Source organism: Klebsiella sp. JN_Kp121, from assembly GCF_040062145.1.
Classification (GTDB): domain Bacteria; phylum Pseudomonadota; class Gammaproteobacteria; order Enterobacterales; family Enterobacteriaceae; genus Klebsiella; species Klebsiella aerogenes.
Genome location: NZ_JBEAHX010000007.1, coordinates 235,157 through 260,311 on the forward strand (window position 1 = coordinate 235,157; position 25,155 = coordinate 260,311).

Genomic DNA, 25,155 nt, shown 5'->3' on the forward strand with positions numbered 1-25,155 from the left:
ACTTACTCCTGAGAAGGACGTGGGCGGGTAAAGAGACGCTTCACCAGCACAAAGAACAGCGGGACGAAGAACACCGCCAGCAGCGTCGCCGTCAGGGTGCCGCCGATAATCCCGGTACCAATCGCCACGCGGCTGTTGGCCCCGGCGCCGGTAGCAATGGCCAGCGGCAGTACTCCGGCGATAAATGCCAGCGAGGTCATGACAATCGGGCGCAGACGGGTCTGCGCGGCGCGGATCGCCGCCCGCGAGAGCGAATAGCCCTCATCCACCGCGGATTCAGCGAATTCAACGATAAGAATGGCGTTCTTCGACGACAGGCCAATGGTCGTCAACAGCGCCACCTGGAAATAGACGTCGTTACTTAAGCCGCGCAGCGTAGCCGCCAGCGCCGCGCCAAGCAGGCCTAACGGGATGACCATGATCACCGAGAACGGCACCGACCAGCTTTCATACAGCGCCGCCAGGCACAGGAACACCACCAGAATCGAAATGGCGTACAGGCTCATCGCCTGGCCGCTGGCCAGTTTTTCCTGTAGCGAAATACCGCTCCATGCCCAGGTGGAACCCGCCGGCAGGCTATTGGCCAGTTTTTCCATTTTGTCCATTGCCGCACCTGAGCTGAAGCCCGCGGCGTTTTCCCCCTGGATCTCAAAGGCGGCCGAGCCGTTGTAGCGTACCAGGCTTTCCGGGCCGTATTCCCAATGGGTGGTGGCGAACGCGGTGAACGGCGTCATGCTGTTATCGCTGCCGCGGACAAACCATTTACCAAGATCGGACGGCACGGCGCGCGCGTCGCTCTCGCCCTGGATATAGACCTTTTTCACCCGGCCGCGATCGATAAAGTCGTTGACGTACGTGCCGCCCCAGGCGCTGGAGAGCGTATCGGTCACGTCGCTGAGCGACAGCCCCAGCGAGACGGCTTTATTGTTATCGATATCCACCTGCAGCTGTGGCATTTGTGGCAGATCGTTGGCGCGAACCGACTGCAGTTCGCCGCTCTGATTGGCTGCGGCCAGCAGTTGGCTGCGCAGCTTCATCAGGCTATCGCGATCGGTACCCCCGCTGGCCATCAGCTCGAAAGTGAAGCCGTTACTTTGCCCAAGGCCGTCCACCGATGGCGGCGTCATGGCGAACAGGGTGGCGTCGCGGATCGCGCCCAGCTCTTTGTTGGCGCGCAGCGCAATGGCTTGCGCGGTATTTTCGTCGCCTTTGCGCTGCGACCAGTTTTTCAATGAGACGAAGGCCATTCCGGCGTTCTGACCGCTGCCGCTGAAACTGAAGCCGTCGACGGTGAAGATAACCTCGGTATTGGCTTTCTCTTTGGTGAGGAACCAGTCGGTCACCTGACGGCGCACCTCGGCGGTACGCACCGCCGTCGCCCCGGCAGGCAAGGTGTACTGGACCATGATTTCGCCCTGATCCTCCACCGGCAGAAAGCTGCCCGGCAGTTTCCACATCGCCAACGCCATCGCCCCGCAAATCAAGGCGTAAGCGCCCATCATCACCGCGCCGCGGCGTAAGCCGCCGAGTACGCGACGCTGGTAGCCATCTTCCGTACGCCCCCACAGGCGATTAAAGGTGCCGAAGAAACCTTTGTCATGAGGTTTGGAGTGGCTTAGCAGCGCGCCGCACAGCGCCGGAGTGAGGGTTAACGCTACGACCACCGACAGCATCATCGCCGAGATAATCGTCACCGAGAACTGGCGATAGATTACCCCGGTCGAACCGCCGAAAAAAGCCATTGGCAGGAATACCGCCGACAGCACCAGGGCGATCGCCACCAGCGCGCCGGAGATTTCGCCCATCGATTTTTCGGTGGCTTCGCGGGCGGGCAGCCCTTCGTCGCGCATAATCCGTTCGACGTTTTCCACCACCACAATGGCATCATCCACCAGCAGGCCGATCGCCAGCACCATGGCAAACAGCGTCAGGGTATTAATGGAGTAGCCGAACAGCGCCAGCACCCCAAAGGTGCCAAGTAACACGACCGGTACCGCTACCGCTGGAATGAGCGTCGCGCGGAAGTTCTGCAGGAACAGATACATTACGCAGACCACGAGAATAATCGCTTCAAACAGCGTCTGGATAACATCCTCGACCGAGATTTTGATGAACTCGGTGCTGTCTTTCGGGTAGGCGATATCGTAGCCCTGCGGCATCTGACGCTGGAATTCAGCGATTTTGCTTTTCACCAGCGTCGCGGTATCCAGCGCGTTGGCGCCGGGCGCCATCATCACCGCAATCCCGGCGGCGGGGTGGCCGTTCAGATTAGCGGTAGCGGTGTAATCCTCGCTGCCCATCTCCACCCGCGCAACATCGCTCAGGCGCACCACCGACCCGTCGGACTGGCTCTTTACAATGATCGCTTTGAACTGGTCAGGCGTTTGCAGCCGCGACTGCGCGCGCACGGTAGCAGTCAATTGCTGGGCATTGGACGACGGTAGCGCGCCGATTTTACCCGCGGAGACCTGCACGTTCTGCGCCTCAATCGCCGACTGTACATCGGAAGGCATCAACGAATAAGAGGCGAGTTTGGTCGGATCCATCCAGATGCGCATCGCGTATTCGGCGCCGAATACCTGCAGGCTGCCGACGCCCTCCACGCGCGCCAGCGGGTCCTGCATATTGCTGACCAGCCAGTCGGAGATATCAGAACTGGTGGCGCGGTTGGTTTTGTCATACACCGCGAGGATTAACAGGAAGCTGCTTTGCGATTTTTCTACCGTTACGCCAGATTGCTGTACTTCACTCGGCAGACGCGATTCCGCCTGCTGCACTTTGTTTTGCACCTGTACCTGAGCGGTATCCGGATCGGTCCCCTGCTCAAAGGTGACGGTAATACTTACCGTACCATCCGAACTGCTGGTGGAGGTGAAATAAAGTAAGTTATCCAGCCCGGTGAGTTGCTGCTCGATAACCTGGGTGACGCTGTTTTCCAGGGTTTCTGCGGAAGCTCCAGTATAGGTCGCGGATATTTTTACTGCTGGCGGGGCGACGTCCGGATATTGTCCCACCGGCAGCGTGCGGATCGCCAGCGCCCCGGCAAGCATGATAAGGATAGCGATCACCCAGGCAAAGACCGGGCGACGCACGAAGAAACGGGAGAACATCAGGCATTGCCTCCGTTATTTTTGACGGCAACGGCCTTCACCGCTTGTCCGGGGGACACTTTACCGGTGCCTTCGACAATCAGCTTGTCGCCCGCTTTCAGACCGCTCAGCACCAGCCATTTATCGCCGTAGGTATCGCCGGTTTGCACGGTACGCTGCTCAACGTTGTTGTCGGCATCGACAACCAGCGCCGTGGCGTCGCCTTTGGCATCGCGGGTGATACCCTGCTGCGGCGCGAGGATCGCGTCGTTCATGATACCTTCATCGATACGCGCGCGGACAAACATTCCCGGCAGCAGGACGTGCTGCGGGTTGGGGAAGATGGCGCGCAGAGTCACCGAGCCTGTGGATTCATCGACGGCGACTTCGGTGAGCGCCAGACGCCCTTTTTCGGGATAGGTACTGCCATCCTCAAGGGTTAACGTCACGCTGAGGGTATCGCTGTTGCTGGCCAGGCTCTGCCTGCGTAAACGCAGGAGATCGACACTGGATCGCGTCAGATCGACATACATGGTGTCGAGGCCGCGGATCGTCGCCAGCGCGGTATCCTGGTCGGCAGAGACCAGCGCTCCCGGCGTAACCGAGGAGATGCCGATGCGCCCGGCAATCGGCGCGGTGACGGTGGTCCAGTTCAGGTTGATGCGCGCGCTCTCGAGCGCCGCTTTTTTCGACTCCACACTGGCCTTGTCCTGGGCGCAGGCGGAGGCAGCGTCGTCGGCATCCTGGCGAGAGACGCCGTTATCTCTGACCAACGACGCGTAGCGCTGGGCTTTCTGGCAATCAGAGACCACCAGCGCCTGCGCCTGCTTCAACGCGGCCGCCGCTTCGTTCCAGGTGGCGCGATAACTGGAGGGATCGATCTGGTAAAGGGCCTGCCCGGCCTTCACCATATCGCCTTCGGTAAACAGGCGCTTCTGAATGATACCGCCGACCTGCGGGCGCACTTCGGCGCTGAGCGAGGCGGTAGTGCGGCCAGTCAGTTGGCTGACCACCGGCACCGGCTGGGCTTGCAGCGTAACAATTCCCACCTCCGGTGTGGGTTGTTGCGGCGCAGTTGTCTGCGCATTATCGCATCCGCTCAGGAGAAATAATGCTGTCGCGATGGGGGCTATGATGTGTTTCATTTTATTTTCTCAAGATGTAAGACGTCCCCCCGTGAATTAAATCGCGAGGAAAAGAGGGGCGCGGTGACATTTCGTCTCAATGGAAATATCGCAATGGAGCTCAGATGTTCCTTAACACTATTATTATTGTGGGGATTCTCAGCCCGCCCTTTCGAAAGTCATGGAAAGGTTATTTCGCTTACTTTGAAGGTCAAAATTAAGACAAAAAATAATGGAGAAAATAAGAATATTTTGTGAAAGTCAGGAGAGGAAAATATAACGATAGCCTGTGCAACTGGAGAAACTTAATGGCTCTAATAATTACAAAAAGCATTAATCCCGACGATCAACAAGAATTGTTTGCCGGCCTACGGCAGTATAATCAGCAGTATCTCGACGCAGATCAGTTTGGCGATCTGGGCATTTACTCCCGCGATGAGCAAGCGGTGATGCGCGGCGGGCTTATCGCCAAACGCAAAGGCAACTGGCTGTGTATCGAATACCTGTGGGTGAGCGAAGCGACGCGCGGCAACGGTCTGGGCCGCGAGCTTATGCAGGAAGCGGAACGGCAGGCTCAGGCGTTGGGCTGCAGTCATCTCCTGGTCGATACCTTCAGCTTCCAGGCGCTGCCGTTTTATCAGAAATTAGGCTATCAATTGCAGATGTCGCTGCCCGATTTTCCGCACGCGGGTATGCAACGCCACTACTTGTCGAAAGCGCTATAACGATAACCGTGGATAAGGCGCGACTTTTGCGCCGGATGGCGGCTACGCCTTATCCGGCCTACAGTTCTTTGGTAGCCCGGACAAGGCGCAACGCGCCGCCTCCGGGAAAATCCCTGCGCCAGGAGAGCCATAAGACAGAAGCAATATCAGCATCTGAATTAACACAACATCACGCCTTAACCGCCGACCCCGTGGCCCATTAACGCCAGCGCGTGGCTAACAATGGTCTGCCGGGTTACCGCCTGTAAACGCGGGTCGCTATGGATGCGCGAGAACGGCACCAGCACCAGGCTAATCACCGTGGTAAACAGCAGTTCCGGCGCCAGCGCCGGGTTAATTTTCCCCTCCTGCTGCCAGCGGCGAACCGTCTCCAGCATCACCTGAAAACGCTCCTCGCCGAAGCGCGCATCCATGTGCTGGCGCAGTAGCGGCATCTCGCCGATGATCTCCTGCATCCACAGCGGCGCGAACCAGGCATTTTGCTCCGCCATGTCCGCCAGCGTCTCAACCATCATCGTCAACGCCGTCACCGGATCCTGCGGATGGTCGACAAAAATGCGGCTGATATCGTTGCGCAGCGGCATAAAGCGCTCTTCCAGCAAATTCTCAATCAGCGCTTCCCGCGACGTAAAATAGTAATTCAGCATCGCCGGCGTCACCCCGGCCTCTTTGGCAATGGCATTGAGCGACACGCGGGCCGCGCCGTGACGAGCAAACAGCGCCAGGGCGATATCTATCAACTGCTCGCGGTTAGCGGTTCCCGGTTTTTTACCGCGTGGCCGACCGGGGCGGCGCGGCGCTTCATTAGCTTTTTGTGCTGGCATATGTTGGCGATCTCTTGACCCGATTCATCATTTCACTAAATATTAATTATGCATTTAATTAATTTCAAGCGAGTGATGCAATGACATCTGAAGTCGCAAACCAACCGGCGCCCTCAATCCGCCTGCTGTTCAGCGCCCTGCTGCTGGTGATGCTGCTGTCGGCGCTGGACCAGACCATTGTCTCCACCGCCTTGCCTACTATCGTTGGCGAGCTCGGCGGACTGGATAAACTCTCGTGGGTGGTTACCGCCTATATCCTCAGCTCGACCATCGTGGTGCCGCTGTACGGTAAATTCGGCGATCTGTTCGGGCGTAAAATCGTGCTGCAGGTGGCGATCGTGCTGTTTCTTGCCGGTTCCGCGCTCTGCGGGCTGGCGCAAAACATGACGCAATTGGTACTGATGCGCGCGCTACAGGGGCTCGGCGGCGGCGGCCTGATGGTGATCAGCATGGCGGCGGTCGCCGACGTTATCCCACCTGCCAACCGCGGACGCTATCAGGGACTGTTCGGCGGCGTCTTCGGCCTGGCGACGGTTATCGGCCCACTGATCGGCGGTTTCCTGGTACAGCACGCCTCATGGCGCTGGATTTTCTATATCAACCTACCGCTGGGCCTGTTCGCGTTGCTGGTCATCGGCGCGGTATTCCACAGTAGCAACAAACGTAGCCAGCATCAGATTGACTGGCTGGGGGCGATTTACCTCAGCATGGCGCTGTTGTGCATCATCCTGTTTACCTCCGAAGGCGGCAGCGTCCATGCGTGGAATGACCCGCAGCTGTGGTGCATTCTGGCCTTCGGCATCGTGGGGATCATCGGTTTTATCTACGAAGAACGGATCGCCGCCGAGCCGATTATTCCGCTGTCGCTATTCCGCAACCGCAGCTTCCTGCTGTGTAGTCTGATTGGCTTTGTTATCGGCATGTCGCTGTTCGGTTCGGTCACTTTCCTGCCGCTCTATCTGCAGGTGGTGAAAGAGGCGACGCCAACCGAGGCCGGGTTACAGTTAATCCCGCTGATGGGCGGCCTGTTGCTGACCTCGATCATCAGCGGCCGGGTGATTAGCCACACCGGGAAATACCGGATTTTCCCGATTATCGGTACCCTGCTCGGCGTGACCGGCATGGTGCTGCTGACCCGCATCACCATACATTCGCCAATGTGGCAGTTATACCTGTTTACCGGCGTGCTCGGCGCGGGCCTGGGGCTGGTGATGCAGGTACTGGTGCTGGCGGTACAGAATGCGATGCCGGCGCAGATGTACGGCGTCGCCACTTCCGGCGTGACTCTGTTCCGCTCGATTGGCGGCTCCATCGGCGTGGCATTGTTCGGCGCGGTCTTTACCCATGTGCTGCAAAATAACCTGCAGAAACTGCTGCCGGAGGGCGCGGTGCTGCCGCCAGCCATGAACCCGGTGGCGGTACAGCATCTGCCAGCGGCGATCCGTCTCGATTATCTCGACGCCTTCGGCGCGGCGATCCATGCGGCATTCCTGATGGCGGCCTGCATTATGGCCGTCGCGTTTGTCCTTTCCTGGCTATTGAAGGAGGCGCCGCTGAAAACCGCGGCGCATTAAGCGGCCCCGGCAATGCGTAGCAAGGACTGGCGCAGCGCCGGCGCGGCAAAATCGATAAATTTCCGCAGCTTAAGCGGAGCCAGCTCCCGCGCGGTATATAACAAATGAACCGGCGCGGGCTCCGGCTCGACGCTTTCCAGCAGCAGACGCAGTTCCCCGCAGCGCAGGCCATCCAGCGCCTGGTAGTGTAGCAAGCGGGCCACGCCAACGCCCAGCCGCGCGGCATCGGCGGCGCTCTCCGGCGTGGTGACGGCTAACACCGGCGGCAGATGAATGAGCTGGTCCTCGCGCTCAACGGCGCGAAAGCGCCAGCCGCGATAGGGCATCGGCGATTCAATACGGATGATCGGCAGCGCCGCCAGATCGCGCGGCCGCTGCGGTTCGCCGTATTTCGCCAACAGCGCGGGATGGGCGCAGGCGACAATGCGCATCGCGCCGAGCCGGGTCGCCACCATGCTGCTATCAGCCAGTTCGCCAATCCGTACCGCCAGATCGATATGGTCGTCGACCAGATCGGCATTACTGTCGCTAAGTAACAAACGTACGCGAATTTGCGGATAACGGGCAATAAATTCACTAATGACTGGCAGAACGTGCTGGCGACCAAACATCGTCGGCGCGGAGATCACCAGCTCGCCCTTCGGCTCCTGGTATTCACCCGTTGCCCGGCGTTCGGCGTTTTCCACCTCTTCGAGGATTCGCCGCGCGGCGGCGACATAATCGACGCCGGCATCGGTGAGGGTGAGTTTACGGGTGGTGCGCGTCAATAAACGGACTCCCAGCGCGCTCTCCAGCTCGCCGATATTACGGCTCACGGTAGTCAACGGCGTATTCAGCGCCCGCGCCGCCGCCGACATACTGCCCAGTTCAGTGACTTTCACCAGCAGCGCCATAGCGCTTAATCGGTCCATTATTCTCCCGCTTTTCGGAAAGATGATTACCAGATAAGCAGTATTATCATTTTTCACAGCACAGTCCATGATAGCCCCCTACCTTCAGGAGGCGTTATGGCAGCAACCTTTCTCGATATCGCTATCACCCCGGATGTCATGGATGTGCAACATGAAATGGGCAGCGACCAGCTGTGGCAAACGCCGCACAGCCGCCGTCAGGCGGATCGCTTCGGCGCCAGCGAAGAGGGGATGATCGCTACCCGCGACAGTTTTTATCTGGCGACGGTGTCGCAAAGCGGCTGGCCCTACATTCAGCATCGCGGCGGCCCGCCGGGTTTTCTGCGCCTGCTGGATGACACCACGCTGGCCATGGCCGATTTCGGCGGTAATCGCCAGTACATCACCACCGGCAACCTGCGCGGCAGCGACCGGGCCTGCCTCTTTTTGATGGATTATCCGCGCCGTGCCAGGCTGAAAATCTACGCCACCGTCGAGGTGCTGGCGGCGGAAGAGCAGCCTGAGCTGCTGGCATTAGTGACGCCGACAAACTATCGCGCCCGCATCGAACGCCTGTTTCGTTTTCATCTGCAGGCTTTTGACTGGAACTGCCCGCAGCACATTACGCCGCGCTACAGCGCACAGCAGGTCGCGGAATACAGCCAGAGCCTGCAAGAGCGTATTCATGAACTGGAGCAGGAGAATCAGCGCCTGCAGCAACAATTATCCCCAAAAGGAGAGTTTTGATGAGCGAACAACGTCCCCCGTTACCGCCGTTTACCCGCGATAGCGCCGCGCAGAAGGTGCGCGCCGCCGAAGATGGCTGGAACAGCCGCGATGCGCAAAAAGTCGCGCTGGCTTATACCGTGGATAGCGAATGGCGCAACCGCAGCGAATTTGTCCACGGACGGGGGCAAATCGTGGCGTTTCTGCAGCGAAAATGGCGTAAAGAGCTGCAATACCGGCTGATTAAGGAGCTTTGGGCGTGGCAGGATAATCGCATCGCCGTACGCTTCGCCTACGAGTGGTGCGACGACAGCGGCAACTGGTTTCGTTCATACGGCAATGAAAACTGGCAGTTTGATGAGCACGGGCTAATGTCCACGCGCTACGCCTGCATCAACGATTTGCCGATCGCGGAAAGCGAGCGCCTGTTCCACTGGCCCCAGGGTCGCCGCCCTGACGATCATCCGGGGCTAAGCGAATTGGGACTGTAAACAGGCGCGCGACGACGGGTTAATCGGCTTTCGGGAAGTCCACTACCGTGTCGTTAACCCGGTTCACCATGTTGGTGAATAGGATGGCGCTGACGGCGCTGATGATCTCAATCACCTGCTGGTCGCTAAAACCGGCGTGACGCAGCGCGGCGACATCCGCTTCCGGCAGCGTACCGGTGGTGGTCACCAGGGTTTGGGCGAATTTCACCAGCGCGTCCAGGTGCGCATCTTCCGTATACTCGCCGCGGCGCAGGGCGTGGATTTGCTCGCCGCTGAAGCCCGCTTTTTTGGCCATCAGGGTATGGGCGGCCAGGCAGTAATCACAGCCGGTCGCTTCGCTGACCGATAAATTAATCGCCTCCAGCTCCTGCGCGCTAAGGCTGCTTTTATGCAGCATCGCGTTGTGCGCCAGCGCCTGCTGCAGCGCCGCCGGCGAGTGGCCGCCGATGGTCAGATAGGCATTCGGCACTTTACCCATCGCTTTTTTAATTCCGGCGAAAATATCGGCGGCTTTACCGGTGGCATCTTGTTCACGGATATCGGCTAAACGGCTCATGGTGTACTCCTGTTATTTGAGGGTATGTTGTGGCAATGGAGACATCTTAGTGGTCGGCGACGTGCTAGACTGGCGCTCTTCGTCTCATTTTTTTGTCTTATCGTCTCAGGAGTCGCATGGATAGTTTGAGCCATCTGTTGACGCTGCTGGCCCCGCGTTGCGAAGTGAATCTGCATTGCCGTTTCGGCGGCCGCTGGCAGGCCGGACACGATCAAATGCGAGCGGGCGTGGTGCCGTGGCACTTTGTGTTGCGCGGCGAAGGGCGCCTAACCGTCGGTCATCAAACCCGCCACATGCGCGCCGGCGACGTGATCCTGCTGCCGCACGGTTCGCCGCATCTGATGGAGAGCCTGGTGGAGTGGGGTCAGGTACTGCCCGTCGCCCACCGCTTTAACGGCACGCTGACGGAAGTCCGCACCGCCGAAGAGAGCGATGCGCTGGAGATGTTATGCGGCGAGTTTTACTTCGGCCCGCACGTCAACTGGCTGTTCGCCGAAGAGTCGGCGCTGATCCATTTACATACCGATGAGCGCGAAGATTGCCCGGAACTGGATATTTTGCTTAACGTGCTGGTACGCGAAAGCCTGGCGGAACATCCCGGCGGCAGCGCTATCGTACGCAGTCTTGGCGATACGCTGCTGATACTGCTGTTACGTACCCTGCTCGGCGCGCAGGAGCCGCCGGGCGGCCTGTTGCGCCTGATGAGCGATGCGCGGCTGATGCCGGCCGTTCTCGCGGTGCTGGCCGCGCCGGAACAGTCGTGGACTATCGAGAGCATGGCGGCGCGGGCGTTTTTATCGCGCGCCACCTTCGCCCGCCATTTTGCCCGCGTCTATCATCTGACGCCGCAGGCGTGGCTGTCGCAGCTGCGGATGGCGATGGCCGCTCGCCTGCTGCATCTCGATCGCCAGGCGCGGCTGGAAGTGATTGCCGAACGCTGCGGTTTTCAATCACAGGCTTCGTTTGCGAAAACCTTTAAAAAACACTACGGCATGACGCCGGGCGAGTGGCGTCGGCAGTAAAGCGCGCGCCGTGTCGCGCCGTGCTATGATTCCTGCTTTGCGCTATTTCACGCGAGGGAAAAATGGGTTCCAGCAAAAGAGGGATGTTGAACGTATTGATCGCCGCCGTCCTGTGGGGCAGTTCCGGGGTCTGCGCGCAGTACATTATGCAGCAAAGTCAGATGTCATCGCCCTATCTGACCATGATCCGCCTGCTGTTCGCCGGGCTGATTTTGCTGATGCTCGCCTTCGTTCACGGCGACAAAATTTTCCGCGTTATGCAAAACCGCAAAGATGCCCTTAGCCTGCTGTTTTTCTCGCTGGTCGGCGCGTTAACCGTGCAGTACACCTTCCTGATGACTATCGAGAAGTCGAACGCCGCCACCGCCACGGTGCTACAGTTTTTGTCGCCGACGATTATCGTCGCCTGGTTCGCGCTGGCGCGTAAGGCGCGGCCCAGTCCCTTTGTGCTACTGGCGATTGGCACCTCACTTGCCGGCACCTTCCTGCTGGTCACCCACGGCAACCCAACCTCGCTCTCCATCTCGCCGGCGGCGCTATTCTGGGGGATCGCCTCAGCCTTCGCGGCGGCGTTTTATACCACCTATCCCTCAACGCTTATCGCCCGCTACGGCACGCTGCCGATCGTCGGCTGGAGCATGCTGATTGGCGGGGCGATGCTGTTGCCGTTTTATGGCAGCCAGAGCGCGAACTTTGTAGTGAACGGCCGTCTGCTGCTGGCGTTTTTCTATCTCGTGGTGATCGGCACCTCGCTGACCTTCAGCCTGTATCTCAACGGCGCTCAGAAAATTGGCGGCGCGAAAGCCGGGATCCTCAGTTGCGCCGAGCCGCTGAGCAGCGCCCTGCTCTCTCTATTGCTGTTGGGCATTACCTTTACTCTGCCGGACTGGCTGGGGACGCTGTTGATTCTCTCTTCGGTCATTCTTATCGCGGTGGATTCCCGGCGGCGGGTACGCGCGGCGTAATAGCAATCGTCTGATTTTAAACAACAAAAAGTGTCTAACATTTGCGCAATTCACCTGCTGCGCATATAGTTGACTGAAGCGAAAAGTGAAGGAGAAGCGCCATGAAAGCGTGTTGGATGTTGTGTCTGGTTACTGCCCTTAGCGCCAGCGCGGCGTGGGCCGAATCGCCGCTGCAAAGCCTGCAGTTTGAGCAGCAAAAACAGCAGGTGTTGAAAGCGGTGAAGGAAAAATGCGCCCCGGCGAGCACCCTCAGCGATACCGATTTCGCCAATAAAATCCTCGCCTCGAAAGACAACCAGAGTTACGTTCGCGAAGCGACGCTGGCGAAAGAGCGCAATAATCAAAAAGGCTATCTGGCCGCCATTGATAAAATTCGCTGCCCGGGTAAATAACGGGCTGAATTATCAGGAAAACCGTTGCCTGCCGCGACGGTTTTTTTATTTCCCCCAACGCTCGGGAATAATTAAGTCGCCGCGCAGCAGGCTGCCGCCGGGCTGCGGGCTTTTGCCGATCAGCCAGTTGACGATCCGCGAAGCCATCGCATCCATCGAATACTCAATCGCTGGGATGGTCGGAATACCCGGCATCTGCAGCGAACCCGCGAGACTGAAGACCATTACTTTTTCCGGCACCGCGCGGTTAAACGCCTGCAGCTGCGGCACTACCCGCTGCGCCTGCAGTTCATCGCTCACCAACAGCGCATTAAAGTTCAGGGTAGTGGCGTTATTCATCAACTCCTGTACCGCCACCGACGACGAGGCGCAGTCCAGGAAGACCAGGTTGCGATTAAACGGCAGGAAGTTCTTCTCCAGCGCATGCTTATAGCCCAGCAGCACCTGATCGGCAAAGCCGCTCCCCTGCGGATGGATCAGCGCAATCTGCCGCCGCCCCTGATTAATCAGATAATGACAGGCGGTTTCCGCGGCGAAGGCGTGATCAAACTGAATACTGTTCTCGCCATCGCTTTCCAGACAATCAATCAGCACCACATCGGGGCGCTCGATCTGCAGCGGAAAGCGCGCGCCGATGATCAGCACGTCATCGCACAGGCCACAGGTGAGTTCATCCAGCGCGCTTAATACGTCGCCGCGGTTATTGGCGAAGCGCAGCAGTAGATGCTTCTGATGCTGGCTGAGCTGTTTTTCCAGGGCGTAGAGATAGCTGGTGGTCTGATTGATGTTGTCCTGCGCGCAAATCACGCCGATACAGCCCGTCGACTGGCTCAGTAAGGATTGGGCAATCATATTGGGCCGGTAGTTCAGCGTTTCCGCCGCCTGAAGCACCGCCTGGCGGCTGGCCTCTTTTACCCCGCGCGAACCGCTCAGCACGCGCGAAACCGTGGCTTTCGATACCCCGGCTAACCGTGATACATCATTGATTGTCGACATCTTTTTTCCCCTGGCAGGTGCGGCTTAGCCCCTGTAACGCTGTGTCCTGAATCGCTTCAATTATAACCAGCGGCAGTATAGCCGTTTCCTTTTTTATTTGGAAACCGATTTTCCATTTCGGCAAAAAACCACGCCAAATCGACATTATTTTGTGAGCGAAATCTAATTAGTAAGCCCGCTAACGGTGAGTTATTGACCGCGCTCACAGTTCTGTTTTTTATAAATGGAAACCGGTTTCCGTCTGATATCAAATCATCCTCGCAATAACTTTTTACATATGAGGAAAGCCGTCGATGTACAAGATTATGCTGTGTTGCTCCGCCGGGATGTCCACCAGCCTGCTGGTGAGGAAAATGGTGGATGCCGCAAAGGAACGCGACCTGCCGGTGCAGATTGACGCCTATGGCGTTGCCGAATTTGATATGCAGTTTCCACAATACCAGGTGGTGCTGCTTGGCCCCCAGGTCAAATACATGCTGAAAATGCTTAGCGAGAAAGCCGCTCCCCTGAATATTCCCGTCCAGCCTATCGATACGATGGATTACGGAATGCAGCGGGGAGATAACGTTCTGAATTATGCCCTGTCGCTGATCGCCGCGGCGCACTAAGAGGTGTTCAAATGAGTTCTCTGTATCAGTCGATGATTGCCGTGATCGAGCAATCTATTACTCCGCTGGCAGGACGCCTTGGGCAACAGAAATATGTTATCGCCATCCGCGATGGCTTTACCGCCGCATTGCCGTTCATGATCATCGGCTCTTTCATGCTGGTATTTATTTTTCCGCCTTTCTCGCCGGAGACCACTAACGGTTTTGCCCGCGGCTGGCTGGATTTTTCCCAGCAGTACCGTGAACAGCTGATGCTGCCGTTTAACCTCAGCATGGGCGTTATGACCTTCTTTATCTCGGTCGGCATCGGCGCCAGCCTCGGACGCCAGTTCCAGCTCGATCCGGTCATGTCCGGCCTGCTGGCGTTTATGGCCTTCCTGCTGGTCGCCGCGCCCTATGCCGATGGCAAAATTTCTACTCAGTATTTATCCGGCCAGGGCATTTTCACCGCGCTGATCACCGCCATCTACTCCACCCGCGTTTACGCCTGGCTGAAGCAAAACAACGTGACCATTCGCCTGCCGAAAGAGGTGCCGACCGGCGTCGCCCGTTCGTTTGAGATCCTCATTCCGGTACTGGTGGTCATCGGTACTCTGCATCCGCTCAACCTGTTCATTGAGGCGCAAACCGGCATGATCCTACCGCAGGCGATTATGCATCTGCTGGAACCGCTGGTCTCCGCCTCCGATTCGCTGCCGGCGATTCTGCTGTCGGTGCTGATGTGCCAGATTTTCTGGTTCGCCGGTATTCACGGCTCGCTTATCGTCACCGGCATTATGAACCCGTTCTGGATGGCCAACCTGTCGGCAAACCAGGCGGCACTGGCGGCCGGCGCGGCGCTGCCGCACGTTTACCTGCAGGGCTTCTGGGATCACTATTTGCTGATTGGCGGCGTCGGTTCGACCCTACCGCTGGCCTTCCTGCTGCTGCGTAGCCGGGTCACGCATCTGCGGACTATCGGCAAAATGGGTATCGTGCCGAGCTTCTTTAATATCAACGAACCGATACTGTTCGGCGCGCCGATCATCATGAACCCAATGATGTTTATCCCCTTCGTCTGCGTGCCGATGGTTAACGCGGTGCTGGCTTACGGCGCAACCCGTCTTGGCTGGCTGAGCCAGGTGGTGTCGCTGACGCCGTGGACGACGCCCGCGCCGATTGGCGCCTCGTGGGCGGCTAACTGGACTTTAAGCCCGGTGGTGATGTGCGTTATCTGCATGGTGATGTCGGCGGTGATTTATCTGCCATTCCTGCGTGCCTATGAGCGTTCATTAATAAAAAATGAAGTCGAAAAGGCGAAAAGCGTTGCACCGGTCGCCGGAGCCGTTAGCCAGTAATTCCTGTATTACCTGAAAATATGTATTTATGCGGAAAAGGGATTTTCGCCAAATAATCTGATTATAAACGCAATAACCTCAGGAAATATATTTTGAGAAAAAATTAATACATCTGCATTTGTACTAGCCGTTAAATTTCGCCACTGAGAGTAAGATATTTATTCTCCGGCGTAGCTGTACCCTGAAAAAACAAATCAGCTTATTTTGGTTATTTTTATTTTAACCAGAATGGGGCGGTTATTGTCTGCATATATTAATTATTAAAGTGAGATAACCATGAATACAGTTAAAAAGCTGCCATTGGCCATGGCGGTTATCGCCGCGCTGTGCCCAATTTCCGTACTGGCGCAGGAGTTTACCCAGGAACAGATCGACGCCATCGTCGCCAAAGCGGTTGATAAAGCGCTGGCCGACCGCCAGGCTAAAATTGATGCCGCGGCCGATAAAAAGGTCGACGTGATGACCAACCCGCAGACCACCGCCGCTTCGCCGGATATGGCGATCCCTTTCGGCCTGAAATTTAGCGGCTACGCCCGCTATGGCGCCCATTTCCAGACCGGCGACCAGAAATATGTCGGCGTCGACGGCTCCTATAACGGCGCCTCGGCGATTGGCCGTCTCGGTAACGAAAGCAACGGAGGCGAATTCCAGATCAGCAAAGCATTCAAAAGCGCGCAGGGAGCCATCTGGGATCTCAACGTCATGTTTGACCACTGGAGCGACGAGGTTAACCTGAAAAAAGCCTACGTCGGCGTCACCAACGTCCTCGAATCCAACCCCAACGCCTATATCTGGGCCGGCCGCGATTTCCACCAGCGCCCGCAACAGGGGATCAACGACTACTTCTGGATGAACCACGACGGCCAGGGCGCGGGGGTGAAGAACTTCGATATCGGCGGCGTGCAGTTCGACGTGGCGACGGTGTCGCAGGTGAAATCCTGTAGCCCGGAAGTGATGGCCGATGAGACCAACCCGTCGCGCATCACCTGTACCGGCAGCTCCGATACCGGCGATAACGGCCACTACGCGCTGACCACCAAAACCCACAACATCAAGGCCGGGCCGATCGACGTCGAGGTATACGCCAACTACGGCTTTGACTCAAAAGCGGTGGACAGCGACGCGCGCCTCGATGCCTGGCAGGGCGGGCTGGTGCTGAGCCATAGCAACGACAGCGGAGTGAACAAAGTGATCCTGCGCTATTCCGATAACTCGGATAACAGCGTCTATAACAAAACCGACGACCTGACCACGGTCTACGCCAGCTTCGAGGGCAGCCATAAGTTCACCCAGCAGGCGCAGATCGAGTATCTGCTGGCCTTCCACGACTACGACAACGGCAAGGATAATACCGACAACCGTAAAAACTACGGCGCGATCGTCCGGCCAATGTACTTCTGGAACGACGTGCACTCGACCTGGCTGGAAGCGGGCTACCAGCGCGTTGACTACGACCAGGGCGGGGATAACCACGGCTGGAAGCTGACGCTGTCGCAGAACATCGCCATCGGCATGGGGCCGGAGTTCCGCCCGATGCTGCGCTTCTATGTGACCGGCGGCCAGGTGGATAACGAACACACCGCGAAAGTAGACGGCACCAGCGACGAGCGGCTGGATTCGCTGAACATCGGCGGCATGTTTGAGGCATGGTTCTGAGGTAATCCAATTCCCGGCTGGCGCTACGCTGAGCCGGGCTACAGCTCCGGGTACAACTTATCTTTGGCTTAATCGGCGGGCGATGCGCTCAAGCTTCATCATCAACAGCAGCGTGACGCCCACCAGCACAATGGTCAGCGCCGAGCCATCGGCGATATTGCCGCGATCGGTGAGGCTGAAAATGGTCACCGGCAGCGTCGTCCAGCCCGGCGGATAGATCATCACCGTCGCGCCCAGTTCCCCCATTGACAGCGATAAGCTCAGCGCCAGCGCTGAAATCATCCACGGCGTCATCAGCGGCAGCGTCACATGACGCAGGCGATACCACGGCGAGGCGCCAAGACTGGAGGCGACGTTTTCAATATCGGCGGAAATCCGCGCCAGCCCGGTCGTTACGTTGCTGAAGGTAAAGGCGGAAATCAGTACAAAGTGCGCCGCCAGGACGATCCAAAAAGTACCATTCATCTGCAGCGGTCCCTGGCTGAACGCCACCAGAATGCCCAGTCCGACGGAAACCGAGGGGATAGCGCTGGGCAGATAAAACGCCAGGCCAAGATATTTCTGTAGCGTCGCGCCATACTGGCGCAGCGCCAGCGCCGCCCACATCCCACACAGCAGCGCCAACAGGCTGGCGCAGAAACCCACCATCAGGCTCGAAAACAGCGAATCCCACGCCGCGCCGCGAAAGGCGTTAACAAAGTGGGCAAAGGTAAAGCCGGTGGGCAGCAGGCCATTCCATTGTTTACTCAGGCTGGAGAGTAAAATCACCGCCAGCGGCAGCAGGAAAACGCCGACAAAAAGCGTCACCGCCAGCGCGCCCGCCGCCGCGCGGCCTTTACGCGACCAAATCAACATCGTTAACTCCTTACGCCAGTGCGCGCCGCCGCCAGCCGATAGAGCATAAACAGCCCCAGCGACAGCAGAATATTAATCAGCGCAATCATGCAGGCCACGCTGTAATCCGACTCCAGAATCGCCTTGCTGTAGACCATCATCGGCAGGGTATTAACCCCTTTGGCGCCAATAAACAGCACGATGCCAAACTCGTTGGTCGTCAACAGCAGGCACAGGCTGCCGCCCGCCATCAGCGCCGGTAGCGCCGCCGGGAAGATAATCTGGGTAATCACCCGTAGCGGATGGGCGCCGAGAATACTCGCCGCTTCCAGCTGGCTCTTATCTATCTGCCGCAGTCCCGCCATCAGCGGGCGCATCACCAGCGGCGTAAAGACGGTAATCTCCGCCAGAATCACGCCGTTAATCGAATAGAGAAAGTCTACCGGCGGCAGTTCAAAAGCAAACAGCGCCATCAGGGTGCCGTTGAGCAGCCCCGCCGAGCCGTAAATAAAGGTGAACGCGAGAGTAATCAGGAAGGTCGGCAGCGCGATAAACGTATCGATGATCCGGCTCACCAGTTGGCTGCCGGGGAACGGAATAAAGACCAGAATCAGCGCCAGCACGCTGCCGAGCACCAGGCAGCCAAGGGTAGCGAACACCGCAATCTGTAAGGTATTGAGCAGCGCGCCAATAAAGCGTTTTGAGTCAATCACCTGCCAGAAAGTCTCGAGGCTCAGGTTGCCGCTGGCGTCACGTAATGCCTGTTCAGCGATCAACAGTAGCGGATAGAAAAATAGCGTCGCCAGCACCAGCAGCGGCAATGCCAGCCACAGGTAAGGCCGTAAGTTTCGCGCCGGACGCGCAAGCGTGAGGGTTTGCGCCATTATTGCACCTCGATCAGAACCGCATCGCCAGGTTCGAAGTAGAGCGCCAGCTTGTCCCCCGCGCGCGGCAGCGGGTTCACGTGGGTCATGACGATCCGCACCGCTTCGCCGGCAACATCGCACAGCAGATGCGTCAGATCGCCCTGCCAGTGTACCGAGGTCAGGGTGGCGTTGAGACGATTACTGGTTGCCGATCGCGGCGCCAGGCTCATGTGCTGCGGGCGAATGCATAACAGCTTGTTGTTGCCATGCAGGCCGCCCCGGCTGAAGGCGTTAATCAGGCCGCCGCCACAGCTCACGCTAACCAGCCCCGGCTCGGTGCTGTCTTTCAGCGCCGTCGCCTGCAGGATATTGGCGCGGCCGAGGAATTCGGCGCTAAAGCGGTTCGGCGGATAGTGATAGAGCTCGTGCGTTTCGCCGTGGGCGATCAGCGAACCGTCTTTCATGATGCCGATTTTGTCCGCCAGGGTCAGCGCTTCGGTCTGATCGTGGGTGACGTAGAGAATGGTCAGTTCCGGCAGTTCGCGGTGCAGACGGGCAATCTCTTCCACCATGTTATGACGAATTTGCGCATCCAGCGCCGACAGCGGTTCATCAAGCAACAGTACCCGAGGACGCACGGCAATCGCGCGGGCTATCGCGACGCGCTGCTGCTGGCCGCCGGAAAGCTGATGCGGGTAGCGGGTGGCGTAATCCGCCATACCGACGATTTTTAAGGCTTCAGCCACCCGCTCGGCGATAAGCGCCCTGGGCTGCTTTTGCGCCCGCAGGCCGAAGGCGACGTTATCTTCTACCTTCATATGCGGAAACAGCGCGTAGTTCTGCACCACCATCGCCAGCCCGCGTTGATACGGCGGCAGCTGGGTGACGTCAGTATCACCGATCACAATCCGACCGCCAGCCGGTTGCACAAAACCGGCAATCGCCCGCAGCACCGTGGTTTTCCCGGAACCGGAAGGGCCTATCAGCGCCAGCACCTCACCGGGTTCAATGGTCAATGACAGCGGTTTTAAGACCACGTTGCCGTGGTATGAAACACGCAGCGAGTCCAGGGTGATCCCGGAAGTCCCCGCCAGCGACGGGGAAGAAGTGACGGTGGTTTTCATCAACATCAGGCTTACTCGCTATCGGTCACTTTATGCCAGCGGGCAATGTCAGCCGACAGCGATACCGCGACATCATCCCAGTTCGGCTCCCAGCTCTTCACGCCGTCGAGCGCCGCTTTCGCCGCCTTAAAGTTAGCGTCATCCGGCGCCACATCGCTGCGTACCGGCAGGCCCCAGGAGAGCGCGCTGACGCTGGATTGCGCCGGTTTATCCAGCAGGAAATTGATCAGCTTCTTGCCGTTTTCGCTGTTCGGTCCGTTCTGTACCAACCCGATGGTGTAGGGCAGCGCCAGCGCGCTGCGCTCGCCTTTATCATCCGCCGGCCAAAAAATTTTAACGTTCGGGTTACGCGCCATCTGCGACAGGTTCATCTGCAAATCGCCGTTGGCGACGTACAGCTCGCCTTTATTGACCAGCGCAGTCAGCTTGCCGGTCGAGGCCGATGGGCCAACGTTATTGGCCTGCAGCTTACCCAGATACGCAAAACCGGCGTCTTTACCGCCGAGGCTGTGGAACGCCTGCAGCATCACCGCGGTACCGTCGCCCGCCTGCCCCGGCGTGGAGTACTGCAACTTGTTCTTAAAGCGGCTATCCAGCAGATCCTGCCAGCTGGCCGGCGCGGTTTTCAGCAACTGGCCGTTATAGATGAAGGTCAGATAGTTATTCACCAGCGGCGCGTAGCGGTCGTTAGCGCCGGGGATCTGCGCGCTACCTTGCGGGGTAAAGGTTGCCAGCAATTGCTCTTTCGCGGCGCGCTGGATAAACGGCGGCACCGTGACCAGCACGTCAGCCTGCGGATTGGTGCGCTCCTTCGCCAGACGTTCGACGATCGCGCCGGAGCCGCCTTCCACATACTGCACTTTGATGCCAGTCGCTTTGGTGAAGGCGTCGAACTGGCTCTGATACCAGCTGTTATCGCCATCATGCAGGCCGTCGGCGGAGTAAACCGTGACGACGCCGTCCGCCCAAACCGGAGAGCTGGTCAGCGCGAACAGGGACAGCAGAGCAAGTCGGGAGAGTTTCATCGTTTAAGCCTCATCGGATAGTCAGTTATTCTGGTGTAGACCAGATTTGCTTTCACGCTACCGGGGGTTTATGACAAAACGATGAAAGAAGTGTGTCGAAAGAGTTAAAACGAGGGGAAGTGCGTAGCCCCGGTAAGCGCTAGCGCCACCGGGGAGATCAAAAAATTTAACTAATAAAATCAATGTGTATCTACTTCGATCCGCAGGCTGTCATGCCGCCAGTATTCAATATCGTAATCGAGAATACGCCCATGCTGATCGTAATTCAGCCGGCGCAGCAGCAGCGCCGGGCGCCCTTCCATCACCCCCAATGCTTCGGCAGCCTGCGGCGGCATTGAAGTGGGATAAAACGACAGATGCATACTGGTATAGATCAGGTCGTACTGAGTTTGATAAATCTCGGTCAGACTGCCGTTAAGATCGTGGCGCAGCAGCTCAGGCACCCGCGCGGGCAGGCAGTGGTTTTCGCAGTAGCACACCGGCCGGCCGTCGGCATAGCGCAGACGCGTCAGCAGGTAAACCTGATCGAAGGGCTGCAGCGCCAGCGGGGCCATCACGTCCAGCGGCACGGCGGTTAAGCGCCCTTCAAGCAGCACCGTTTTCGGTTCGCGCCCCTGCTCGAGACATAGCTTGTGGAAGTTGGTGTTCTGCGTCGGATCCAACCACAGACGCTCCGGCGTCACGAACCAGCCGCGGCGGTCAGCGCGGTAAATCACGCCGCTGGCCTCCAGCTGCGCCAGGCTCTCGCGTACCGTAATCCGGGTCGTGTTGAACAGCGCGCACAGTTCGCGCTCTGAAGGCAGCTTATCGCCGCTTTTCAACGCGCCGTTTTGAATACGCGCCTGCAGCTGCGCCTTAATCATCAGGTATTGCGGCATCTCGCCAGAGGGTGATTTCATGTTTACTCACTGCCACTTTTCGTGCGCTCATTATACATAGCCAGATGAATTTTTTGTTGCAGCGCCACATTTCCTTTGACCCTGCCCCGGCTTTGTCTCCATGATAAATATAAATCTGGTATAGACCAAATGGTGAGACAAATGACTTCACGGAACTACTTGCTGCTGACCCCCGGCCCGCTAACCACCTCCCGTACGGTAAAAGAGGCGATGTTGTTCGATAGCTGTACCTGGGATGATGATTACAATCTCGGCGTGGTACAGACCATTCGCCAGCAGCTGGTGCAGTTGGCTACCCCGGCCGACGGTTATACGGCGGTGCTGCTGCAGGGTAGCGGCAGCTACGCGGTCGAAGCGGTGCTCGGCAGCGTCATCGGCGAACAAGGCAAAGTGCTGATCGTCAGCAATGGCGCCTATGGCGCGCGTATGATTGAGATGGCGCAACTGATGGGCATCGCCTGCCACCCTTACGACTGCGGCGAAGTCTCCCGTCCAGATGCGGCCGCGATCGAACAGATCCTGCAGAACGACCCGGCGATCACCCATATCGCGATGGTACATAGCGAAACCACCACCGGCATGCTGAATCCGATCGAAGAGGTAGCCGAACTGGCAAAACGGTACGATAAACGCTATATCGTCGATGCGATGAGCAGCTTTGGCGGCATTCCGTTGGATATCGCCGCGCTGAATATTGATTACCTGATAAGCTCCGCCAACAAATGCATTCAGGGCGTACCGGGCTTTGCCTTCGTGATTGCTCGCGAAGCGGAACTGGCCGCCTGCAAAGGCCGTTCGCGCTCGCTATCACTGGATCTGTACGCCCAGTGGCGCTGCATGGAAGATAACCACGGTAAGTGGCGCTTCACCTCGCCGACCCATACCGTGCTGGCCTTTGCCCAGGCGCTGAAAGAGCTGGCGCAGGAGGGCGGCGTTAGCGCCCGCTACCAGCGCTACCGCAACAATCAACGCCGTCTGGTCGCCGGGATGCGCGCGCTCGGCTTCCGGCCACTGCTCGACGATAGCCTGCACTCGCCGATCATTACCGCCTTTTATTCACCGGATGCGCCGCAGTATCGCTTTCACACCTTCTACCAGAAGCTGAAAGATCAGGGCTTCGTTATCTATCCGGGCAAAGTATCGCAAAGCGATTGCTTCCGCATCGGCAACATTGGCGAAGTCTACGACGCCGATATCACCGCCCTGCTGGCGGCTATCGACAACGCCATGTACTGGAAACAATAAGGAACCGCCATGAACCGTATTAGCGCACTGATCCTTGACTGGGCAGGCACCACCGTAGACTTCGGCTCTTTCGCCCCAACGCAAATTTTCGTCGAGGCCTTCCGCCAGGCCTTCGATATTGAGATTACCCTTGAAGAGGCCCGCGTGCCGATGGGGCTTGGCAAGTGGCAGCACATTGAGGCGCTGGGCAAACTCCCTGCTGTCGATAGCCGCTGGCAGGCCAAATTCGGCCGCGCGATGACTGCCGCCGATATCGATGCGATCTACGCCGCGTTTATGCCGCTGCAAATCGCTAAGGTTGTCGATTTTTCCGCACCGATTGCCGGCGTTGTCGACACTATCGCCGCGTTTCGCGCCGAGGGCCTGAAGATCGGCTCCTGCTCGGGTTATCCGCGCCCGGTGATGGAAAAGCTGGTACCAGCCGCTGCCGCCCAGGGCTACGCCCCGGACCACTGGGTCGCCACCGATGACCTTGCCGTCGGCGGTCGTCCGGGCCCGTGGATGGCGCTGCAGAACGTGATTACCCTGGGCATAGACGATGTGGCCCACTGCGTGAAGGTCGATGATGCCGCACCGGGCATCAGCGAAGGGTTACATGCCGGGATGTGGAGCGTCGGGCTGGCGGTGTCCGGTAACGAATTCGGCGCTACCTGGGAGGAGTACCAGACGATGTCGAAAGAGGAAATCGCCACCCGTCGCGAGCGGGCGGCAGGCAAACTGTATGCCGCCGGGGCTCACTATGTGGTTGATACCCTGGCGGATCTGCCGGAAGTGATTGCCGACATCAACGCCCGGCTGGCAAAAGGCGAACGGCCGTAAGCGGGTTAATTCACCTTCACTTTGGTCGTCACCAGCAGGCCGGTAAACAGCATTAATATTCCTGACAACACCAGCGGCGACAGCAGCCCTAAGTGGTCGAGCGCAACGCCGCCGACCGCGGCGCCGCAGGTGTTGGCAAGCTGGATCACCGCCACCTGAATCGACCCGGCTTTTTCCGCCTGATCGGAGAGCGAACGGGTGATCCACGTTGACCACCCCACCGGGATCAGCGCAAACGCGAAGCCCCAGATAATCGCCACCGTCGAGGCGACGATTTTGCTTTCTCCCCACAGTACCAGCGCCGCCGCGCAGGCGGTCAGCACCAGCGGCGAAATCGCCAGCGCCGCTTTAACCGAGCGCTTCAGCACCACCGAGGAGAGCGAGGTGCCGATAAAGCTGGCGATACCAAAGCTCAGCAGCACCAGCGTCAGGCCGTCGACGTCAAAGCCGGCGAGTGTCATGTATACCGGTCGAATATAGGTAAAGAAGGCGAACTGTCCGGCAAAGGCCATGAAAATGGCGCACATCCCGGCCATCACCCCCGGACGCTTCAGCAGACCAAACATATTTTGCTGCTGAGCCGCCGATTCACCCGGCAGCGACGGCAGCGCTTTCAGCACCCAGAGCGTACACAGCACGCCCATCACCGCCGCGCCGTTAAAGACGTTGCGCCAGCCGATAAGCCCGCCAAGGAAACTGCCCAACGGGGCGGCGATCACCAGCGCGATTGATACCGCGCCGAAAATAATCGATAGCGCTTTCGGCACCACGCGCATCGGCACCAGACGCATGGTCAGCGATGCCGACATCGCCCAGAAACCGCCGAGCGCCAGGCCCAGACAGGCGCGCCCCAGCAGCAGCAGGGTGAAGCTATCGGCAAACGATACCAGCAGGCAAGAAAGGGTCAGCAGCAGCGAAAACAGGATAACCACGTAGCGGCGATCGGTTTTACCTATCACCGTGGTGATAAACAGGCTGGAAAACATCGCGACGAATGCCGTCGTCGTCACCGACTGCCCGGCCATCCCTTCGGAGATGCCTAAATCCAGCGCCATCGGCGTTAACAGGCTGACCGGCAAAAACTCGACGGTAATCAGGCAGGCGACGCAGAAAGCAACCGCGAAGACCGCCGACCAGTTTGGCCGCGCGAGATCGCGTGCGTGAGGTTTGGTTTCATTTGAATGACTCATGAGTGACCTGCGAACAAAGTGGCGGAAAGCTGCGCAGTGTAACATTTTGTATGTGACGTACTTAACGTTTTCGCAACTCTTCTCGCTTTTCATAAGAGGATGCGTAGCTGCTCGCATGTTTAAAAAAACGATGCTTGCTATCGCTTTAACAAATCTCAGGAGAATTTAATATAGCACT

General features: G+C 58.3%; 24 protein-coding genes. 12 read left to right on the forward strand and 12 right to left on the reverse strand.

What is annotated here, in order from left to right; translation table 11 throughout:
* Positions 1-2 precede the first annotated feature (2 nt).
* The gene (eefB, locus tag ABLU86_RS12550; protein ID WP_045411407.1) at positions 3-3,110 is read right to left on the reverse strand and encodes a multidrug efflux RND transporter permease subunit EefB; all 3,108 of its coding nucleotides are present in this window, start codon (positions 3,108-3,110) and stop codon (positions 3-5) included.
* Positions 3,110-4,234, reverse strand: a complete 1,125-nt coding sequence (gene eefA / locus ABLU86_RS12555; protein WP_015703858.1) for a multidrug efflux RND transporter periplasmic adaptor subunit EefA — start codon at positions 4,232-4,234, stop codon at positions 3,110-3,112. Before eefA ends, eefB begins: the two co-directional genes overlap by 1 nt.
* A 287-nt stretch (positions 4,235-4,521) precedes the next feature.
* Here eefA and ABLU86_RS12560 point away from each other — a divergent pair, with 287 nt between their 5' ends.
* Positions 4,522-4,938, forward strand: a complete 417-nt coding sequence (locus ABLU86_RS12560; protein WP_045362954.1) for a GNAT family N-acetyltransferase — start codon at positions 4,522-4,524, stop codon at positions 4,936-4,938.
* A gap of 176 nt (positions 4,939-5,114) precedes the next feature.
* Here the strand turns inward: ABLU86_RS12560 and ABLU86_RS12565 are convergent, their stop codons facing one another.
* Positions 5,115-5,762 carry a TetR/AcrR family transcriptional regulator gene (locus ABLU86_RS12565; RefSeq protein ID WP_045386591.1) on the reverse strand — a complete coding sequence of 216 codons (648 nt, stop codon included), beginning with the start codon at positions 5,760-5,762 and terminating at the stop codon, positions 5,115-5,117.
* A gap of 80 nt (positions 5,763-5,842) precedes the next feature.
* Between ABLU86_RS12565 and ABLU86_RS12570 the strand changes: the two genes are divergently transcribed.
* Positions 5,843-7,336: an MDR family MFS transporter gene (locus ABLU86_RS12570; RefSeq protein ID WP_015369093.1), complete on the forward strand. Its 1,494-nt coding sequence runs from the start codon at positions 5,843-5,845 to the stop codon at positions 7,334-7,336.
* On the opposite strand, the gene ABLU86_RS12575 is transcribed toward ABLU86_RS12570, so the two are convergent.
* Positions 7,333-8,304, reverse strand: coding sequence for a LysR substrate-binding domain-containing protein (locus tag ABLU86_RS12575; RefSeq protein WP_162619651.1), 972 nt, complete (start codon positions 8,302-8,304; stop codon positions 7,333-7,335). The two genes, ABLU86_RS12570 and ABLU86_RS12575, sit on opposite strands and share 4 nt — an antisense overlap.
* Positions 8,305-8,343: 39 nt before the next feature.
* Here ABLU86_RS12575 and ABLU86_RS12580 point away from each other — a divergent pair, with 39 nt between their 5' ends.
* Both ABLU86_RS12580 and ABLU86_RS12585 read left to right on the forward strand, forming a co-directional pair.
* Positions 8,344-8,973 (forward strand): pyridoxamine 5'-phosphate oxidase family protein, encoded by a 630-nt coding sequence (locus ABLU86_RS12580; RefSeq protein WP_032709456.1) that lies wholly within the window; start codon positions 8,344-8,346, stop codon positions 8,971-8,973.
* Positions 8,973-9,443, forward strand: a complete 471-nt coding sequence (locus tag ABLU86_RS12585; RefSeq protein ID WP_032709458.1) for a nuclear transport factor 2 family protein — start codon at positions 8,973-8,975, stop codon at positions 9,441-9,443. Before ABLU86_RS12580 ends, ABLU86_RS12585 begins: the two co-directional genes overlap by 1 nt.
* Positions 9,444-9,462: 19 nt before the next feature.
* On the opposite strand, the gene ABLU86_RS12590 is transcribed toward ABLU86_RS12585, so the two are convergent.
* Positions 9,463-9,999: a peroxidase-related enzyme gene (locus ABLU86_RS12590; protein WP_045362948.1), complete on the reverse strand. Its 537-nt coding sequence runs from the start codon at positions 9,997-9,999 to the stop codon at positions 9,463-9,465.
* A 116-nt stretch (positions 10,000-10,115) separates the two neighbouring features.
* On the opposite strand from ABLU86_RS12590, the gene ABLU86_RS12595 reads away from it, so the two are divergent.
* The 3 genes from ABLU86_RS12595 to ABLU86_RS12605 all read left to right on the forward strand — a co-directional run bounded on the left by ABLU86_RS12595 (position 10,116) and on the right by ABLU86_RS12605 (position 12,378).
* Positions 10,116-11,021: an AraC family transcriptional regulator gene (locus ABLU86_RS12595; RefSeq protein WP_047054664.1), complete on the forward strand. Its 906-nt coding sequence runs from the start codon at positions 10,116-10,118 to the stop codon at positions 11,019-11,021.
* Positions 11,022-11,083: 62 nt separating this feature from the next.
* On the forward strand, positions 11,084-11,986 hold the full coding sequence (locus tag ABLU86_RS12600; protein ID WP_015369087.1) for an EamA family transporter: 903 nt from the start codon (positions 11,084-11,086) through the stop codon (positions 11,984-11,986).
* 101 nt (positions 11,987-12,087) lie between these two features.
* A complete protein-coding gene (locus tag ABLU86_RS12605) occupies positions 12,088-12,378 on the forward strand; it encodes a YicS family protein (protein ID WP_015703867.1) in 291 nt (96 codons plus the stop codon).
* A 45-nt stretch (positions 12,379-12,423) separates the two neighbouring features.
* Here ABLU86_RS12605 and ABLU86_RS12610 read toward each other — a convergent pair whose 3' ends face one another.
* Positions 12,424-13,374 (reverse strand): LacI family DNA-binding transcriptional regulator, encoded by a 951-nt coding sequence (locus tag ABLU86_RS12610; protein ID WP_020077647.1) that lies wholly within the window; start codon positions 13,372-13,374, stop codon positions 12,424-12,426.
* A gap of 293 nt (positions 13,375-13,667) precedes the next feature.
* Here ABLU86_RS12610 and ABLU86_RS12615 point away from each other — a divergent pair, with 293 nt between their 5' ends.
* The 3 genes from ABLU86_RS12615 (at position 13,668) to ABLU86_RS12625 (ending at position 16,975) form a co-directional block, all read left to right on the forward strand.
* Positions 13,668-13,982, forward strand: a complete 315-nt coding sequence (locus tag ABLU86_RS12615) for a PTS sugar transporter subunit IIB (RefSeq protein WP_015369080.1) — start codon at positions 13,668-13,670, stop codon at positions 13,980-13,982.
* An 11-nt stretch (positions 13,983-13,993) separates the two neighbouring features.
* Positions 13,994-15,319, forward strand: a complete 1,326-nt coding sequence (locus tag ABLU86_RS12620; protein ID WP_015703869.1) for a PTS cellobiose transporter subunit IIC — start codon at positions 13,994-13,996, stop codon at positions 15,317-15,319.
* A gap of 276 nt (positions 15,320-15,595) precedes the next feature.
* Positions 15,596-16,975 carry a carbohydrate porin gene (locus ABLU86_RS12625; protein ID WP_200783395.1) on the forward strand — a complete coding sequence of 460 codons (1,380 nt, stop codon included), beginning with the start codon at positions 15,596-15,598 and terminating at the stop codon, positions 16,973-16,975.
* Positions 16,976-17,032: 57 nt separating this feature from the next.
* Here ABLU86_RS12625 and phnV read toward each other — a convergent pair whose 3' ends face one another.
* The 5 genes from phnV to phnR all read right to left on the reverse strand — a co-directional run bounded on the left by phnV (position 17,033) and on the right by phnR (position 21,723).
* Complete coding sequence (gene phnV / locus ABLU86_RS12630; protein ID WP_042894045.1) at positions 17,033-17,830, reverse strand: 2-aminoethylphosphonate ABC transport system, membrane component PhnV; 798 nt, start codon at positions 17,828-17,830, stop codon at positions 17,033-17,035.
* Positions 17,831-17,832: 2 nt separating this feature from the next.
* Positions 17,833-18,693: a 2-aminoethylphosphonate ABC transporter permease subunit gene (phnU, locus tag ABLU86_RS12635; protein ID WP_042894048.1), complete on the reverse strand. Its 861-nt coding sequence runs from the start codon at positions 18,691-18,693 to the stop codon at positions 17,833-17,835.
* Positions 18,693-19,805: a 2-aminoethylphosphonate ABC transport system ATP-binding subunit PhnT gene (gene phnT, locus ABLU86_RS12640; RefSeq protein ID WP_045412616.1), complete on the reverse strand. Its 1,113-nt coding sequence runs from the start codon at positions 19,803-19,805 to the stop codon at positions 18,693-18,695. The genes phnU and phnT overlap by 1 nt, the downstream gene beginning before the upstream one ends.
* Before the next feature lie 5 nt (positions 19,806-19,810).
* Entirely contained in the window at positions 19,811-20,824 is a 1,014-nt protein-coding gene (gene phnS / locus ABLU86_RS12645) for a 2-aminoethylphosphonate ABC transporter substrate-binding protein (protein WP_045412613.1), read from the reverse strand.
* A gap of 179 nt (positions 20,825-21,003) precedes the next feature.
* The gene (gene phnR / locus ABLU86_RS12650) at positions 21,004-21,723 is read right to left on the reverse strand and encodes a phosphonate utilization transcriptional regulator PhnR (RefSeq protein ID WP_015369072.1); all 720 of its coding nucleotides are present in this window, start codon (positions 21,721-21,723) and stop codon (positions 21,004-21,006) included.
* Between the two features lie 141 nt (positions 21,724-21,864).
* Here phnR and phnW point away from each other — a divergent pair, with 141 nt between their 5' ends.
* Together phnW and phnX are read left to right on the forward strand one after the other, a co-directional pair.
* Complete coding sequence (phnW, locus tag ABLU86_RS12655; protein ID WP_020077639.1) at positions 21,865-22,968, forward strand: 2-aminoethylphosphonate--pyruvate transaminase; 1,104 nt, start codon at positions 21,865-21,867, stop codon at positions 22,966-22,968.
* 9 nt (positions 22,969-22,977) lie between these two features.
* Positions 22,978-23,787: a phosphonoacetaldehyde hydrolase gene (gene phnX / locus ABLU86_RS12660; RefSeq protein ID WP_047075847.1), complete on the forward strand. Its 810-nt coding sequence runs from the start codon at positions 22,978-22,980 to the stop codon at positions 23,785-23,787.
* Between the two features lie 5 nt (positions 23,788-23,792).
* Here phnX and nepI read toward each other — a convergent pair whose 3' ends face one another.
* On the reverse strand, positions 23,793-24,977 hold the full coding sequence (gene nepI, locus ABLU86_RS12665) for a purine ribonucleoside efflux pump NepI (protein ID WP_015369069.1): 1,185 nt from the start codon (positions 24,975-24,977) through the stop codon (positions 23,793-23,795).
* Positions 24,978-25,155 lie beyond the last annotated feature (178 nt).

Excerpts from the sequence above, each read along its gene's own strand:
- eefB (WP_045411407.1), bottom strand. The coding sequence starts at position 3,110 with ATGTTCTCCCGTTTCTTCGTGCGTCGCCCGGTCTTTGCCTGGGTGATC.
- eefA (WP_015703858.1), bottom strand. The coding sequence starts at position 4,234 with ATGAAACACATCATAGCCCCCATCGCGACAGCATTATTTCTCCTGAGC.
- ABLU86_RS12560 (WP_045362954.1), top strand. The coding sequence starts at position 4,522 with ATGGCTCTAATAATTACAAAAAGCATTAATCCCGACGATCAACAAGAA.
- ABLU86_RS12565 (WP_045386591.1), bottom strand. The coding sequence starts at position 5,762 with ATGCCAGCACAAAAAGCTAATGAAGCGCCGCGCCGCCCCGGTCGGCCA.
- ABLU86_RS12570 (WP_015369093.1), top strand. The coding sequence starts at position 5,843 with ATGACATCTGAAGTCGCAAACCAACCGGCGCCCTCAATCCGCCTGCTG.
- ABLU86_RS12580 (WP_032709456.1), top strand. The coding sequence starts at position 8,344 with ATGGCAGCAACCTTTCTCGATATCGCTATCACCCCGGATGTCATGGAT.
- ABLU86_RS12585 (WP_032709458.1), top strand. The coding sequence starts at position 8,973 with ATGAGCGAACAACGTCCCCCGTTACCGCCGTTTACCCGCGATAGCGCC.
- ABLU86_RS12590 (WP_045362948.1), bottom strand. The coding sequence starts at position 9,999 with ATGAGCCGTTTAGCCGATATCCGTGAACAAGATGCCACCGGTAAAGCC.
- ABLU86_RS12595 (WP_047054664.1), top strand. The coding sequence starts at position 10,116 with ATGGATAGTTTGAGCCATCTGTTGACGCTGCTGGCCCCGCGTTGCGAA.
- ABLU86_RS12600 (WP_015369087.1), top strand. The coding sequence starts at position 11,084 with ATGGGTTCCAGCAAAAGAGGGATGTTGAACGTATTGATCGCCGCCGTC.
- ABLU86_RS12605 (WP_015703867.1), top strand. The coding sequence starts at position 12,088 with ATGAAAGCGTGTTGGATGTTGTGTCTGGTTACTGCCCTTAGCGCCAGC.
- ABLU86_RS12610 (WP_020077647.1), bottom strand. The coding sequence starts at position 13,374 with ATGTCGACAATCAATGATGTATCACGGTTAGCCGGGGTATCGAAAGCC.
- ABLU86_RS12615 (WP_015369080.1), top strand. The coding sequence starts at position 13,668 with ATGTACAAGATTATGCTGTGTTGCTCCGCCGGGATGTCCACCAGCCTG.
- ABLU86_RS12620 (WP_015703869.1), top strand. The coding sequence starts at position 13,994 with ATGAGTTCTCTGTATCAGTCGATGATTGCCGTGATCGAGCAATCTATT.
- ABLU86_RS12625 (WP_200783395.1), top strand. The coding sequence starts at position 15,596 with ATGAATACAGTTAAAAAGCTGCCATTGGCCATGGCGGTTATCGCCGCG.
- phnV (WP_042894045.1), bottom strand. The coding sequence starts at position 17,830 with ATGTTGATTTGGTCGCGTAAAGGCCGCGCGGCGGCGGGCGCGCTGGCG.
- phnU (WP_042894048.1), bottom strand. The coding sequence starts at position 18,693 with ATGGCGCAAACCCTCACGCTTGCGCGTCCGGCGCGAAACTTACGGCCT.
- phnT (WP_045412616.1), bottom strand. The coding sequence starts at position 19,805 with ATGTTGATGAAAACCACCGTCACTTCTTCCCCGTCGCTGGCGGGGACT.
- phnS (WP_045412613.1), bottom strand. The coding sequence starts at position 20,824 with ATGAAACTCTCCCGACTTGCTCTGCTGTCCCTGTTCGCGCTGACCAGC.
- phnR (WP_015369072.1), bottom strand. The coding sequence starts at position 21,723 with ATGAAATCACCCTCTGGCGAGATGCCGCAATACCTGATGATTAAGGCG.
- phnW (WP_020077639.1), top strand. The coding sequence starts at position 21,865 with ATGACTTCACGGAACTACTTGCTGCTGACCCCCGGCCCGCTAACCACC.
- phnX (WP_047075847.1), top strand. The coding sequence starts at position 22,978 with ATGAACCGTATTAGCGCACTGATCCTTGACTGGGCAGGCACCACCGTA.
- nepI (WP_015369069.1), bottom strand. The coding sequence starts at position 24,977 with ATGAGTCATTCAAATGAAACCAAACCTCACGCACGCGATCTCGCGCGG.